Annotated in this window: 10 protein-coding genes; 3 read left to right on the top strand and 7 right to left on the bottom strand. The window is 62.5% G+C overall.

All coding sequences use genetic code 11. The features are described from left to right. The first annotated feature begins 9 nt into the window (after window positions 1-9). The 3 genes from phnY (at window position 10) to C2L64_RS33565 (ending at window position 3,792) form a co-directional block, all read left to right on the top strand. A complete protein-coding gene (gene phnY / locus C2L64_RS33575; RefSeq protein ID WP_007584193.1) occupies window positions 10-1,467 on the top strand; it encodes a phosphonoacetaldehyde dehydrogenase in 1,458 nt (485 codons plus the stop codon). 58 nt (window positions 1,468-1,525) lie between these two features. Next, window positions 1,526-2,644 carry an alanine dehydrogenase gene (ald, locus tag C2L64_RS33570; RefSeq protein ID WP_007584191.1) on the top strand — a complete coding sequence of 373 codons (1,119 nt, stop codon included), beginning with the start codon at window positions 1,526-1,528 and terminating at the stop codon, window positions 2,642-2,644. Between the two features lie 206 nt (window positions 2,645-2,850). Continuing rightward, complete coding sequence (locus C2L64_RS33565) at window positions 2,851-3,792, top strand: LysR family transcriptional regulator (protein WP_007584189.1); 942 nt, start codon at window positions 2,851-2,853, stop codon at window positions 3,790-3,792. Window positions 3,793-3,875: 83 nt separating this feature from the next. Here the strand turns inward: C2L64_RS33565 and C2L64_RS33560 are convergent, their stop codons facing one another. The 7 genes from C2L64_RS33560 to C2L64_RS33530 all read right to left on the bottom strand — a co-directional run bounded on the left by C2L64_RS33560 (window position 3,876) and on the right by C2L64_RS33530 (window position 14,423). After that, on the bottom strand, window positions 3,876-5,465 hold the full coding sequence (locus C2L64_RS33560; RefSeq protein WP_007584183.1) for an aldehyde dehydrogenase (NADP(+)): 1,590 nt from the start codon (window positions 5,463-5,465) through the stop codon (window positions 3,876-3,878). Between the two features lie 8 nt (window positions 5,466-5,473). Further along, a complete protein-coding gene (locus C2L64_RS33555; RefSeq protein ID WP_007584182.1) occupies window positions 5,474-7,138 on the bottom strand; it encodes a thiamine pyrophosphate-binding protein in 1,665 nt (554 codons plus the stop codon). Further along, window positions 7,131-8,372 (bottom strand): MFS transporter, encoded by a 1,242-nt coding sequence (locus C2L64_RS33550; protein ID WP_007584181.1) that lies wholly within the window; start codon window positions 8,370-8,372, stop codon window positions 7,131-7,133. The genes C2L64_RS33555 and C2L64_RS33550 overlap by 8 nt, the downstream gene beginning before the upstream one ends. A 340-nt stretch (window positions 8,373-8,712) precedes the next feature. Then, window positions 8,713-10,269 (bottom strand): methyl-accepting chemotaxis protein, encoded by a 1,557-nt coding sequence (locus C2L64_RS55910; RefSeq protein WP_007584180.1) that lies wholly within the window; start codon window positions 10,267-10,269, stop codon window positions 8,713-8,715. A gap of 456 nt (window positions 10,270-10,725) precedes the next feature. Beyond that, entirely contained in the window at window positions 10,726-12,117 is a 1,392-nt protein-coding gene (locus C2L64_RS33540; protein ID WP_236674318.1) for an acyl-CoA dehydrogenase family protein, read from the bottom strand. 82 nt (window positions 12,118-12,199) lie between these two features. Continuing rightward, window positions 12,200-13,495, bottom strand: a complete 1,296-nt coding sequence (locus tag C2L64_RS33535) for an acyl-CoA dehydrogenase family protein (protein ID WP_007584178.1) — start codon at window positions 13,493-13,495, stop codon at window positions 12,200-12,202. Between the two features lie 286 nt (window positions 13,496-13,781). Continuing rightward, window positions 13,782-14,423 (bottom strand): helix-turn-helix transcriptional regulator, encoded by a 642-nt coding sequence (locus C2L64_RS33530; protein ID WP_039900799.1) that lies wholly within the window; start codon window positions 14,421-14,423, stop codon window positions 13,782-13,784. Window positions 14,424-14,510 lie beyond the last annotated feature (87 nt).

Below are 14,510 nucleotides of genomic sequence, written 5' to 3'. Positions count from 1 at the left end.
GACACGTTCATGAACGCTATTGCAGACACGACGAAAGCACAGGCGCAGATTCGGCACGAAGCGTTGCGGATCGATGGCGAGAAGATCTGGCGCGATGAAGTCATCGAAGTGCGCAGCCCGTATGACGGCGCACTGGTCGGCACGGTGCCGAAGGCGACGCTGGAAGACGTGCGCCGCGCATTCGCCGTCGCGCGCGCCTATCGCCCCACGCTCACGCGTTACGAGCGTGCCGCGATCCTGCGGCGCGCGGCGGATGCGGTACGGGCGCGCACGCAAGAGATTGCTGCCGTCATCACGGCAGAAGCCGGTTTGTGCATGAAGGATTCGACGTACGAAGCAGGACGTGTCGCCGACGTGCTCGTGTTCGGCGCAGGCGAGGTGATGAAGGACGACGGCCAGATCTTCTCGTGCGATCTAACGCCGCACGGCAAGAAGCGGCGTGTCTACACGCAGCGCGATCCGCTGCTGGGTGTGATCTCGGCCATCACGCCGTTCAATCATCCGATGAACCAGGTCGCGCACAAGATCGTGCCGTCGATTGCGACCAACAATCGCATCGTCGTGAAGCCGTCGGAGAAAGTGCCTTTGTCGTGCTACCTGCTGGCCGACATCCTTTACGAAGCGGGCCTGCCCGTGCAGATGCTTCAGGTAGTGACGGGCGACCCGGCCGTGATCGCGGACGAACTGATCACGAATCCCGCAATCGATCTGATCACCTTCACGGGTGGCGTGTCGATCGGCAAGTCGATCGCGTCGCGCATGGGTTATCGGCGGGCGGTGCTCGAACTGGGCGGCAACGATCCCATCATCGTGATGGAGGATGCCGATCTGGACGAAGCCAGCACGCTCGCCGTTTCGGGCTCTTACAAGAACTCAGGGCAGCGCTGCACCGCCATCAAGCGGATGCTGGTTCATGAAGCCGTTGCAGATCGCTTCACTGACCTCGTCGTCGACAAGACGCGTGCGTGGAAATACGGCAATCCCGCCGACGCATCGGTCGATATGGGCACCGTGATCGACGAAGCCGCCGCGCGCTTCTGCGAGCGCCAGGTCGACGATGCACTCGCACGCGGCGCGCGCCTGCTGGCGGGCAACCGGCGCGACGGCGCGCTCTATGCGCCCACTGTGGTCGATCGCGTGACGCCGGATATGCCGCTCGTCAAACACGAAACCTTCGGCCCCGTGTCGCCGATCATGCGCTTTGGCAACATCGACGAAGCGATCCGCATGTCGAACAGCACGGACTATGCACTGTCCTCGTCGATCTGCACGAACCGCTTCGACTACATCACACGTTTCATTTCGGAACTCGAGGTGGGCAGCGTCAACGTGCGCGAGGTGCCCGGCTACCGCCTCGAACTCACACCCTTCGGCGGCGTAAAGGATTCCGGCCTAGGCTATAAGGAAGGCGTGCAGGAGGCGATGAAGAGCTTCACCAATACCAAAACCTATTCGCTGCCGTGGTGAACATCTGAGGATTGACGCGTCTGCATGGCTGGCACGCAGTTCCATATAGGAGGCAAATATGCACATAGGCGTTCCAAAGGAGATCAAGAATCACGAGTATCGCGTCGGTCTCACGCCGTCGTCGGTACGTGAGATCGTCGCGCACGGACACACGGTGAGCGTCGAAACGGGAGCGGGCGCGGGTATCGGCGCGTCCGACGACGCATACCGTACGGCTGGCGCGCAAGTGGCGCTGAATGCCAAGGCGATATTTTCGGCAGCCGACATGATCGTCAAGGTCAAGGAGCCGCAACCGCGAGAGCGCGCGATGCTGCGTGAAGGGCAAATTCTCTTCACTTATCTGCACCTCGCGCCCGATCCGGAACAATGCGCCGATCTCGTGAAGAGCAACGCGGTCTGTATCGCCTACGAGACCGTGACACAGCGCGGCGGGGGATTGCCGCTGCTTGCGCCGATGTCGGAAGTTGCGGGCCGCATGTCGATCCAGGCGGGCGCTTTCTGTCTGGAACGCGCGCACGGCGGCAGGGGCATCCTGCTTGGCGGCGTGGCGGGTGTGCCCTCAGCGAAAATCGTGATCCTCGGCGCGGGTGTGGTCGGCAGCAATGCTGCGCAGATGGCCGTCGGCACGGGCGCACAGGTGGTGGTGATCGACCGCAACGTCGATGCGCTGCGGCGCATGGACCGGCTGCTGGGCGCACGAGTGATCACCGTGTATTCGAATCAGGACAATATCGAGCAGCACGTGCTCGATGCCGACCTCGTGATCGGCGGCGTACTCGTGCCGGGCGCTGCTGCACCCAAGCTCGTCACGCGCAAGATGGTCGAGAAGATGCGCGCGGGCTCCGTCATCGTCGACGTCGCGATCGACCAGGGAGGTTGCTGCGAAACCGCGAAGCCGACCACGCATGCGGAGCCGACGTATCTGGTCGACGATGTCGTTCACTACTGCGTCGCGAACATGCCGGGTGGCGTGCCCCACACATCCACTTATGCGCTGAACAACGCGACACTGCCCTTTGTCCTGTCGATCGCAGACAAAGGGTGGCGCAAGGCGCTCACCGACGACGAGCATCTGCGGCGCGGCCTGAATGTGGCGTTCGGCAAGGTGACCTGTCCTGAGGTCGCTGAAGCACTGGGCTACGTCTGCGAAGATGCAGGCGTCATCGCCGCTGAATAGGCATGGTGTAGAGAGGACGCGTGGCCGGTTTATCCGGCCGCGCCTCCGCGCCTGCACGTCGACGCGGTGCATGGATTCGTTCCTGTTGATACCGGATGTGACGGATAACGGCCGCGCGCCGCCGCGACTGATTACAATCAAGCGCGCCGCACCTTTCAACCGTTCACCGCCGAACGGTTTGCCGTCGACCCTCATCACACGAAGCCATGAACTCAGACGATCTCGAGCTGTTCGCGCGCGTCGCAAAAACGGGCAGCATCTCGCGCACCGCGATGGATCTCGGCGCCAACCAGTCGACCGTCAGCCGCCGCATCGGCATACTCGAGGCCGAACTCGGCGTGCGCCTGTTTCGTCGCAGCGGCCGCGGCGTGGGGCTGACTGAACACGGCGAACAGTTGCTCGGCTATGCGCTCGCCATGGAGAAAACGCTCGACGAAGCGCGCATCGCGATGCAGGACAGCGGCAAGCGCGGGCCCGCGACACTCTCCATCGCCGCACAGCCCACCATCGCTCGCATCATGTTCGGCAGGCTCGGGCATCGGCTGAAAGCGCGCTATCCCGGCACGCGGATTCGCTTCGTCGAAGGACTGGCGACGCATATCCTCGGCTGGCTCAACGACGGCGATGTCGATCTCGCCGTCATGTACGTGCCCGAGCATCCGGGCGCGAGCCAGTTCGATACGCTGCTGTCGGAACAGGTGTGCCTCGTGACACCAGCCGCATCGTCGCTGCCGGACGGTCCTTTTGCCGTCAGCGGGCTCGCTGGCGTGCCGCTAATCTTGCCTAGCACGCATCACGGCTTGCGCGTACTGGTGGAATCGCTGGCGGCACGACACGGGTTCACGCCCAACATCGCGCTCGAATGCGATGGCTCCATCTCGATCACCAAGCGTCTCGTGATCGAGCAGTGCGGTTCGACTGTGTTGCCAGCGGCTGCCGTGGTCGAAGAGGTGGCGTCCGGACGCGTGCGGTGCTTCCCGCTAACGGACCCTGAGGTGCAGCGCGAAGTCGCGCTTGCCTGGCCGCAGAACCGCGTGATGCCGGAGGGCGTCTGGCATGTCGCGCAGATGATCCGCGATCTCGCTGCCGATCTTTCCGCCGACGGCAGCTGGCCGAACACGACGTTGCATCCGGCCAGCAATGCGTAAAACGGCTGCGCGTGATTGGCCCGCCCGGCGAGCGTGATCGTGCATCGTTGCGCCGGCAACGCGTGCCGGCGCCCTGCCCGTCGTCACTGAGCCTGGTCGCGCACCAGTTGACCGTCCACCAGCCTCCAGATCCCATGCGGATTGTCCGCCTGCAGCGCTTCGGGCAACAGCGTATCCGGCACGGCCTGATAGCACACGGGCCGCAGGAACCGGTCGATTGCCGATGCGCCAACCGATGTCGTACGGCTGTCCGACGTCGACGGGAATGGTCCGCCATGCACCATCGCATAACTGACCTCGACGCCTGTCGGGAAGCCGTTGAACAGCACGCGCCCGGCCTTGCGTTCGAGTGTGGGCAGCAGCTTGCGCGCGAGCGCGTGGTCGTCGTCGTCGAGTTGCACCGTCGCTGTCAATTGCCCGGACAAGCGCCGCAGCACACGATGCAACTCGTCGAAGTCGCGGCACGCAATCACGAGCGAACTCGGACCAAACACTTCGTCTTCGAGCGATTCATCGGCGAGGAAGCTTTCTGCGTCCGTGCGCAGCAACGCAGCGACGGCCTCGTAAGCGCCGCTCGCCGGCTTGCCCGCCGCGAGTTTTGCAACGCCGCTGCGCGTCGCCAGACGCTCGACGCCACGACAGTACGCACCATGAATGCCCGGCGACAGCATCGTCGTCGCCGGCTTCGCGATCAGCGCTTCGACAGCCGCTGCGCAAAACGCGTCGAACGCGGGGCCTTCGATCGCGACAACAAGACCAGGATTCGTGCAGAACTGTCCCGCGCCGAGCGTCAGCGAGTCGACGAAATCGCGTGCGATGGCAGCGCCGCGCGCTCCGAGCGCCGCGGGCAGAAGCACGACAGGATTGATGCTGCTCATTTCCGCGTAGACGGGAATCGGCTCGCGGCGGCTCTGCGCGATCCGTTGCAAGGCGAGGCCGCCCTGCCGCGAGCCCGTGAAGCCAACAGCCTGGATCGCGGGATGACGCACCAGCGCTTCGCCGATCGCGATGCCGTCGCCGAGCACCATCGAGAACACGCCCTCGGGCATGCCCGTGTCGAGCGCGGCCTTTGCAATCGCGCGCGCGACCAGTTCCGACGTGCCCAGATGCGACGGATGCGCCTTCACGACGACGGGACAACCGGCAGCCAGCGCCGAAGCCGTGTCGCCGCCCGCAACCGAGAATGCCAGCGGAAAGTTGCTCGCGCCAAACACGGCCACCGGGCCAAGCCCGATGCGCCGCAGACGCAGATCGGGCCGCGGCTGCGGCGTGCGCTCCGGTTGCGCCGCATCGATCACAGCGCCGTGCCAGCGGCCGTCCCGCACGAGGCTCGCGAACAGCTTCAGCTGACCGACGGTCCGCATGCGCTCGCCTTCGAGACGCGGCAGCGGCAAGCCCGTTTCCAGATGGGCGCGCTCCGTCAGCACCGCGCCGAGATCGACGATCGCTTGCGCGATGGCATCGAGGAACTGCGCGCGCTGTTCGTCGGGCAATTGCCGATACGCATCGAACGCCTCTTCGGCCAGCGTACAGGCGCGTTCGACGTCGTCGCTAGTCGCCGCGCCGAACGCGGGCTTGAGGCGCTCGCCCGAGGCCGCCGCAATCGCGTACACGTCGCCGCCGCGCGCCTTGAATGCGTGCTGACCGATGATCAATTCGCCACGGATTTCCATCGTCGGCCTCATGCTGCGTTCAGGCGGTTGGTCGGTGTGATCTGCCGGGGATCGGTGACGAGTTCGATCAGCGCCGCGACGCCCGCCTTCTGCGCGCGTTCGAACGCGGCAGCGAAGTCCTCAGTGCGTTCGACGCGTTCCGCGTGAGCGCCGAACGACTTCGCGAACGCGATGAAATCGGGATTCTCAAGCCATGTTGCCGAAACCCGGCCTGGATATTCGCGCTCCTGATGCATGCGGATCGTGCCGAGCATCCCATTGTTCACGACGATGACAATGAGCGGCGCACCGAACTGCACTGCCGTCGCCAGTTCCTGCGGATACATCATGAAGCAGCCATCGCCCGCGAAGCAGACGACGCTACGCTTCGGGTCACGCAGCGATGCAGCGATCGCAGCAGGGAAACCATAGCCCATCGCGCCGTTGGTCGGCGCCAGTTCCGTAGCGGGCTGGCGGTAGCGATAGTAGCGATGCACCCAGACCGTATAGTTACCCGCACCGTTCGCGATGACGGCGTCGTCGGGCAACACTTCGCTCAGGTGACCGACGACCTGCGCGAGATCCACACCCGCGATTTCCGCCGATGGCGCGGGCGGCGTCGAATGGGCGACGTAGTCGGCGCGCGCGTCCGTCGTCCACTGTTGCCAGGCTTGCGAAGCGACCGGCGCGATGCCGTCGAGGGCCAGCGCGAACTCGCGCAGACCAGCGTTGATAGGCAGACGCGCCTGATAGACGCGGCCAAGCTCCTGCGGATCGGGATGCACGTGAATCATCGTCTGCTTTGGCGTCGGGCTTTCGAACACCGTGTAGCCCGACGATGTCGTTTCCGCCAGCCGCGAGCCGACGACGATCAGCAGATCCGCAGCGCGCGCGCGTTCCGCGAGCTTCGGCGACACGCCAAGTCCCAACTGGCCGACGTAATGCGGATCGCGGTTGTCGAACAGGTCCTGGCGGCGGAACGATGCCGCGACGGGCAGATGGTTCGCGACGATGAAGCGCCTGAATGCGGCCGTCGCGTCGGCATCCCAGCCGGTGCCGCCGACGATCACGAGCGGACGCGACGCGCGTTCCAGCAGCGCGCGCAATTCGCCAAGCGCAGCAACGGAAGGCGCGGCCTGAACGACACGCGCCACGGGCGCATCCGCGACGGTTGCCGAGCCGAACAGCACGTCCTCGGGCAGCGCGATCACCACGGGGCCCGGACGGCCCGACATCGCAATGCTGAACGCCTTCGCCATGATTTCGGGAATGCGCTCGATGCTGTCGATCTCCGTCACCCACTTCGCGATGCCGCCGAACATCTGGCGGTAATCGACTTCCTGAAACGCGCCGCGACCCATGAAACTCTGTTCGACCTGGCCGATGAAAAGAATCATCGGCGTCGAGTCCTCGCTGGCAGTGTGCACGCCGTTAGCGGCATGCGTCGCGCCCGGCCCGCGCGTCACGAAGCAGATGCCGGGGCGGCCCGTCAGCTTGCCGTACGCGTCGGCCATGTTGGACGCCGCGCCTTCGTGACGCGTCGTGATGGTGCGAATGCCGTGCGCGTCGTGCAGCGCGTCGAGGACGGCGAGATAGCTTTCGCCCGGTACGCAGTAGACGGTATCGACGCCATTGCTGGCGAGCGCGTCGACGAGAATGCGGCCGCCGTTGCGCGTCTGTCCATGGTCAGACATGAGATTCAAGCTCCATATTGCGGGTTTCCGGAAGGAACACGGCGACGATCAGAACGAGCACGTACGACAGGGCAGCCCATATGCCGATCGACTTGGCGAGGCCCAATGAGGCGCTCGTGATGCCGACGGCTGCCGGGACGAGCGATCCGATGCCGCGCCCAAAGTTGTACGAAAACCCGCCCGCCGACGCGCGGATCTCCGCGGGGAAGAGTTCAGTGAAACAGGCGCCCATGCCTGAGACGATGCCCGACTGGAACAGACCCAGCGGGAAGCCGAGGATCAGCAGCGTCGTCATGGGCAGTTGCAGCCGCGTGTAGGCCAGCACCGTGAGCGCCGCGCCGAGTGCGGACAGCGCGAAGGTCCAGCGTCGTCCGATCGCGTCGCTCAGATAGGCCATGCCGATGTAGCCGCAGAACGAGCCGAAGATGTTGACGCCGAGATAGAGCGTCGTGAGATTGACCGTCAGGCTTTGCGTCTCGCGGAGATACGTGACGAGCCACGTGAGGATCGTGTAGTTGCCGCCGAGCGCGCCCGCCGCCATCAGCGAAGCGAGCAACGTGCGCGACAGCACGTTCGGCGCGAAGATGCGCGCGAAAGTACCGAACGAATTGCTGTTCTTGCGGAAGGTCGCGGCAGCCTGGAAGGCTTCCGATTCGTCGATGTTACGACGCATCCACAACACCAGCAGACCCGGCAGCAGACCGATCAGGAACATCACGCGCCACGCCATATGTTCGGGCAGCAGACCGAACAGGCTCCAGTACGCGAGCGCGGCAAGCGCATAGCCCACGGGCCAGCCGCTTTGAACCGTGCCCACCGCGCGTCCGCGAATGCGCTTGTCGACGACTTCGCCGATGAGGATCGCGCCCGCCGCCCATTCGCCGCCGAAGCCGAGCCCTTGCAGGCTGCGCGTGATCAGCAGTTCATGAAAGCTGTTGGTGAACGCGGACAGGCCCGTGAAGAGGGAGAACCACAAGATTGCCAGCTTGAGCACGGCGACGCGACCGATCCGGTCGGCCAGCACGCCCGCAATCACGCCGCCGATCGCCGACGACACCAGCGCCGACGTGCCGATCACGCCCGCCTGCGCCTTCGTCATGCCCCAGGCCGTCAACAACGTGGGGATCACGAACGCGAAGAACTGCACGTCCATGGCATCGAGAACCCAACCGAGAAAACACGCCCAGAAGGTGCGGCGCTGGGCTGGCGCCATGGTGCTGTACCACGGTTGCATGTGGCTTATCTCCATCAGGCAGAGGCCTGTCGTTGTTGTCGCTGTCGGTCTTTGTCGAGATGCCGTCGCGGCTGGATTCCGTGCTGGAATCACGCGAGGCACGCGAGTTGGCGTCCAGGGATTATGCGGTTGCAGTCGTGCCTGCTCATTGCAGGCAGTGCATACCAGCTATGCTTCTCGTGGCGGGAAAGAGGTACATGTCGCGTGTCGCGATACAAAAGGCGACGCTGCGAGCGGATGCAGACAGGCCTCGGCATTCCCGCCGAGGCCAGATGACTGACGGGAGCAAGTCCCGTCACGCGATGGGTGGGCGGCGTCCATCACCGCCCGAAGATCAGACTTAGGCCGTTGCACCGACCCTGAAGATCGACACGGCGTCGCTGAGTCCGCGTGCCTGATGGGCCATCGATTGCGCAGCCGCCGAAGCCTGTTCGACAAGCGCCGCGTTCTGCTGCGTGACCTGATCCATCTGATTGACCGCGGTGTTGACCTGGCCGATGCCCGTGCTCTGTTCCTCGGACGCCGACGAGATTTCCCGCAGGATGTCGTTGACGCGCGCGACGTCGCGAATGATCGCGTCGATCGTGCCGCCCGCGTCCCGCACGAGCGTCGCGCCTGTATCGACGCGCGACGTCGCTTCGCCGATCAAGCCGCGAATCTCGCCGGCGGCCGTCGCAACCCGCTGCGCGAGCGTGCGGACCTCCGACGCGACGACGGCGAAGCCGCGGCCCTGGTCGCCTGCGCGCGCCGCTTCGACGGCTGCATTGAGCGCGAGAATGTTGGTCTGGAAAGCGATGCTTTCGATCGTGCCAATGATCTCGTTCATGCGCGACGAACTGGACGAAATCCCCTGCATCGTCTCGACTACGCGGCCGACCACTTCGCCGCCGCGCTGCGCCGTGTCGGACGCCGTGCCCGCGAGCTGCGTGGCACGCTTCGCGTTGTCGGCGTTTTGCCGCACGGTGGCCGTCAACTGCTCCATGCTCGAAGCCGTCTCTTCGAGCGACGCGGCCTGTTCCTCGGTGCGTTGCGACAGATCCGTGTTGCCCGCCGCGATCTCCTGCGCGGCCGTGTCGATGGCGCTTGCGCCCTCCCTGACCGTGCCGATCATTTCAACGAGCTTGCGCTGCATTGCCTGAAGGCCACTCATCAACTGGCCCATTTCGTCATGGGAGCGGACTTCGACGCGCGCGGTCAGGTCGCCGCTTGCAATCGCCTTGAAGTGAGCAAGCGCTTCCTGCAGCGGCCCGCCGATCGCGCGTTGCAACGAACGCCATGCGAGCGCAGCGGCGATCAGCGCGAAGGCGACGCCCGCGACGGCAATCGTCACAAACCAGTCGAAGCGCGCTTGCGCCCGTTCGTAGGTCGTGGCGGCGACGGAAGCCTGCTTCTTCTGCAGCGTGTCGATGCCGCCCGTCACATCCTGATAGAGCGCCGAGGACGAATTCTGCACGGCGCTCTTGATGCTCGCGCCGTCACGCGTCGCGATGGCCTGGAAGATCGGCTCGTAGCCGTTTGTCACGAGGTTCTGAAGCTTGCCGTTCAGTTCGTTAGCCTGGCTCGCTTCGGCGTCGTCGGCGAAAGGCAGCTTGCGATAGGCGTCCCACGCCTTGCGCGAGTTCTCCAACTGGTCTCGCGCGTTCTGCGCGAACTTCTCTACGTCAGGGACATCGGGATTGAGCGCGATGCGGAACAGCCAAAGCCGCGATCTTGCCAGCGCGACACTCGCTTCACTGAGCTTGCGGGATGAAGAAAGTTGATCGGAATACAGGTTCTTGAGGTCGCCGTTTGTCATATTCACACCGACGATACCCATCGCTCCCCCCGCGATCAGGAGAACACCGAGAAAACTCATCGCCAGCGCAAGGCGGGCACGGATCGTAATTTTTTCGAACATATTGCCAGGCAGTCACGTTAAGCGTGCAGAAAGGAATTAGCCAAGGCTCTCGCGAAGACCGTGAGGCCCTGATACGAATTACGGCTCATCGACCGGGAACTTGAGCCGGTCTTTGTCACCGTGAATTACCGCTCCTCTTCGCATCTGCGTGACCTGACCCGGTCTCGGCACGGGGAATTATGCCGAATCGTGATTTAACACGCGTGAATCAGAATATTCTTTCAATTGTCATTCGCTTTCATTTTACGTATTTAACGATTCACCACACAACAAGCGCCCGGCGATTTAAACATTTCAATTCGATATTTCAACGCGCCTTAAGAGAGCGGCAAATCACCGTAGAATAGCGCGGCCAGATAAAACGCTTTCACGTATATCAAGCCGCCGCGGGAGCTAACTCGTGAATCCGTATCTATATCATTTCGATACCGGGAATGCCCCGATTGGGCACGAATCCTATCGGGCCTTCACGTCGCGCTGCGGTTGCACCAGAGCGCCCGCGCTTTCCATCGATTTCTGAAACTCCATGCGGCGCGAATCCGCGATCGCCCGCGGATCAAACTTCTCATCGAGCATGACGCCCCAGATCTTGCGCATCTGCATGCCGATATTCCCCGCGTCATACAAGGGAAAGACAGCGGCTTCGCGCAGGAATTTTTCCATCGGATGCTGCTTGTCGAGCGCGTTGACACCCATCACCTGAAGCGCCCGAAAGACCGTGGTGAACAGTGTCTCTCCGCAAAAGACCTTCGCCATCGCGCCGACGGCATGTCCGTCGGAATCGAACAGATCCATGTAGTGCGCGGATTTCCACGAGAACGCGCGACACGCTTCGATTTTCATCGCGATATCCGCAAGCATGTAGCCGACCGCCTGGTGGTGGATCATCGGCATGCCGCCACCGGCGCTGCGCGTCTTCGACCATTGCAACGCGAACTCATAGGCCGATCGTGCGACGCCGACGGCCGCGATGGCGGCAACCGGTCCCGACCATGTGAATGCCTTGCTGATGACGAGATCCCCATCGCCAACGGCGAAGATGTTTTCTTCGGGAACGCGGCAGTCAGTGAAGGTGATTGCATTGTTTTGACACAAGCGATGACCTAGCTTGGAGATCGGTTCACCATAACTGACACCCGCCGTTCCTCTAGGAACGATGATCGCGCTCAGTCCTTTTTGCCCGCCCTTTTCAGGGTCGGTGCGGACGATGCACACGTTCACGTCCGCGCCCATCAAGTCCCATCCTCCTGCGTTGCACGGCCAATACTTCTTGCCGTTCAGCACATACTCTCCCCGCGCCTTGTCATGCGTCGCGACAAGTCCGATACCTGCCGGACGCGCGCCGGGATGATCGAAGTTCGCCGTCCCCCCGGTCTCATCGACCGGCTCGCTCACGGTCCATCCGGCGATGTACTCGCCGCGCGGATCGCTCGTTGCCTGTACGAGCCACTTTTTCTTTTGAGCTTCCGAGCCGAACCAGACAAGCGGCATGAGGGCGAGACCGTTCACGAGCAGCACGGTTGCGAAGCCGGGATCGACTGCCGTTATCTCCTCGGCGACGATCTGCAGATCCAGATTGCTGATGCCTCCGCCTCCATATTCGCGGGGCAGGAAACCGGTAGCAAAGCCAAGCTTGTAACACTCGAGGTAAGCGCCCTTCATCAATACGAAGGCTTTTTGCGTGTCCCGCTCTTCGTCCGCTTTCTTGACCAAAGGCTGGAGAATTTCCAACGAGAATTCGCGGGCGTTTCGCTGCAACTTTTGTTGCGCGGCAGTCAAGGTGAAATCGATCGACATGGCAGGAACTCGAAATTTTTCAGGTTGCCAATCGGCGCGTCGCGCCGCCACATTTCATCGAAGCATAGTGCGCTGGGTTGGTAGACAGCAAACTGCATCATTTCCGTGTGTGCGCAACAACTGCAAGTGCGACCTAGCCGGTTGCTGCCATGGGCTTCTGAAAATAGATGGACTCGTCGTCCATGGCCGCGCGTGGGTTGAAGCTTTCATCCGCGAGGACACCTTTCACCCGGCTCCGCTGCATGGCCATGTTGCCGCCATCGAAGATCGGCAATAACGCGGCATCGTGCAGATTTCTATTGAAGCTGTATCGGTTGTCGACGTTATGCACGCCGACGATCTGCATGCATTTGAATACGCAATCGAACATCGTTTCCGTAACATTGATCTTGCACATCGCACCGAAAATTTCCGCGTGATGATCGTGCTTGTCCAGATAGTCCGCGGCACGCCACGCGAAATAGCGGGCAGATTCAATCTTCGCTGCGACCTCACCCAGCACATAGCCCACATGCTCGAATTGCCTGATGGGTGGAAGTGCGCGGCCCGAATATCGCTTCGAAAATCGCAGCGCCACTTCATAGGCTGAGCGTGCAACGCCAGCAGCCGCAATCGCCGCCACAGGACCGAACCACGCGAAATTCCGGTTGACGACCAGATCGCCCCTGCTTTCAGTCCCGCGAAGCAGGTTTTCGGCGGGTACGGCTGCGTTGTCGAATTCAATGAGCGCGTCCGTTGAGGTTCGATAAGCCTTGTGCGCCGGGAAACCGCAGCTCACGCCGGCCGTGCCGCGCTCCACGACGATTGCCGAAAGCCCTCTCATGCAGCCAATCTCCCCGCCCGTGCGTGCGATGACGATCTGTGAGTTCGACCCCCGGCCATCCCATCCCGCAGCCGATGACCATTTTTTCCGGCCATTCAGGACATAGTGATCGCCGCGAAGCGTCGCCGTCAGTCCGATGCCGGCGGCCGTCAGTGGGTTGTCGAAGCTTGTTGCAGCACGCGTCGCGGCAGGCGGTTCGGCCGCCGTCCACGCGGCGAGATATTGCTCGTCGGAATCCGAGGTGGCGGCGCCTACAAATCGACGCTTTTGCGCTTCGTCTCCATACCAGACGATCGGCATCAATCCGAGTCCGTTACACAGCACCGTGCAGGCAAAGCCCGGATCGATTGCGGAGATCTCCTCGGTAGCGATCGTGAAGTCCAGACAGGACAGGCCCGCGCCGCCGTATGCCGAAGGCAGCATCGCAGTGGCAATACCCTGACGATACGCTTCGATGTACGCAGGCTTGCGCCTGACAAATGCGCTGATCAGATCGAGTTCCCGGTCGGCGTCGGGAATCATTGACGCTAGAACAGATTCAGAAAATTTGCGTGCCTTCATCTGCACCGCTTTCTGATGGGCCGACATCGTGAAATCAATTGTCATCTGGCGCCTCCTTGAAGAACCGCAGGCAACAATGGGTTGCTGCGCGACTCGGAGTGGGTCGGTGACATCAGCATAGGCAGGGCTTTTGACGTCATCAATTGTCAAAAGTGTCGAAAGCCTGGACTGTTACAAATTTGTTTTCGGTCCGCGCGTACCTCATCTGGCGGGGCGTCTGCGGCGCGAAAAGCAGGCATGCGAGCGCATGATTTGGTGCGAGCCCAAGCCATCAGGCAGGCGTGGAGATCAACGGCAAAGACGTGACGACCGGTTGCGACCGGAAGAGATGCTAGGCAAACGGCTTGAAGCGAAACCGGCAGGTATCGCTGCCGCGTTGCATGCAGGTCTGGTGCTCGACCTCCGTACCCATCAGACCCGACAAGAAACCGATATCGAAGCGGCAAACTTCAGGGTAATCCTTCGTGAGGTCGTGATACACGCAATTCGTGCATTCCACCCGCGGCAGCTTCGACCCGCCTTCCGGATCGATTTCCGCGGCGCGAAAGCCCGCTTCGTTCATGATCGCGACTGTCTCCGTGATCCGCTCGGAACGCGTCTTCCCCACCAATCGCGGGATCAGGCTTGCCGAGGTCTTCATGCCCAGATCGAACATATAGCGATCGAGTCGCTCGGGACCCAGCTCGCTGCGAAGCGTGGACACCAGCAGGGCCGAAAACCATGAATACTGTTTAGGGAACTGGTTCGTCCCCTCCTGAGTCAGGATGTAGGTCTGAACCGGTCGTCCCCCGGTTTTTCGCGGCGAACCCTTCTGAATGAAATTGCGGCGTTCCAGCGCAATCAAATGCTGATTGACCGCGGTCCTGCTGATGCCGACTGCCGCGATGATTTCATCGACCGTCATACCGTTCTTGTGTTCGAGGAGCTGGTCCAGAATCCCTTGCCGGGTGCCGGACATCGGATCGGTAGCCATAACGTTGGGGGGCGTAATGAAGGGCGGCGCATAGCCTCAAACAAGAATACACCCCTCATCACGGCGATACCAATCGGGATTCATGTC

This window comes from Paraburkholderia hospita (genome assembly GCF_002902965.1).
In the GTDB taxonomy this organism is placed as follows: domain Bacteria; phylum Pseudomonadota; class Gammaproteobacteria; order Burkholderiales; family Burkholderiaceae; genus Paraburkholderia; species Paraburkholderia hospita.
The sequence above is the reverse complement of the archived record's forward strand: the minus strand, read 5'-3'. Positions and strand labels throughout refer to the sequence as shown.

Excerpts from the sequence above, each read along its gene's own strand:
- ald (WP_007584191.1), top strand. The coding sequence starts at position 1,526 with ATGCACATAGGCGTTCCAAAGGAGATCAAGAATCACGAGTATCGCGTC.
- C2L64_RS33535 (WP_007584178.1), bottom strand. The coding sequence starts at position 13,495 with ATGACAATTGATTTCACGATGTCGGCCCATCAGAAAGCGGTGCAGATG.
- C2L64_RS55910 (WP_007584180.1), bottom strand. The coding sequence starts at position 10,269 with ATGTTCGAAAAAATTACGATCCGTGCCCGCCTTGCGCTGGCGATGAGT.
- phnY (WP_007584193.1), top strand. The coding sequence starts at position 10 with ATGAACGCTATTGCAGACACGACGAAAGCACAGGCGCAGATTCGGCAC.
- C2L64_RS33565 (WP_007584189.1), top strand. The coding sequence starts at position 2,851 with ATGAACTCAGACGATCTCGAGCTGTTCGCGCGCGTCGCAAAAACGGGC.
- C2L64_RS33555 (WP_007584182.1), bottom strand. The coding sequence starts at position 7,138 with ATGTCTGACCATGGACAGACGCGCAACGGCGGCCGCATTCTCGTCGAC.
- C2L64_RS33560 (WP_007584183.1), bottom strand. The coding sequence starts at position 5,465 with ATGGAAATCCGTGGCGAATTGATCATCGGTCAGCACGCATTCAAGGCG.
- C2L64_RS33530 (WP_039900799.1), bottom strand. The coding sequence starts at position 14,423 with ATGGCTACCGATCCGATGTCCGGCACCCGGCAAGGGATTCTGGACCAG.
- C2L64_RS33550 (WP_007584181.1), bottom strand. The coding sequence starts at position 8,372 with ATGCAACCGTGGTACAGCACCATGGCGCCAGCCCAGCGCCGCACCTTC.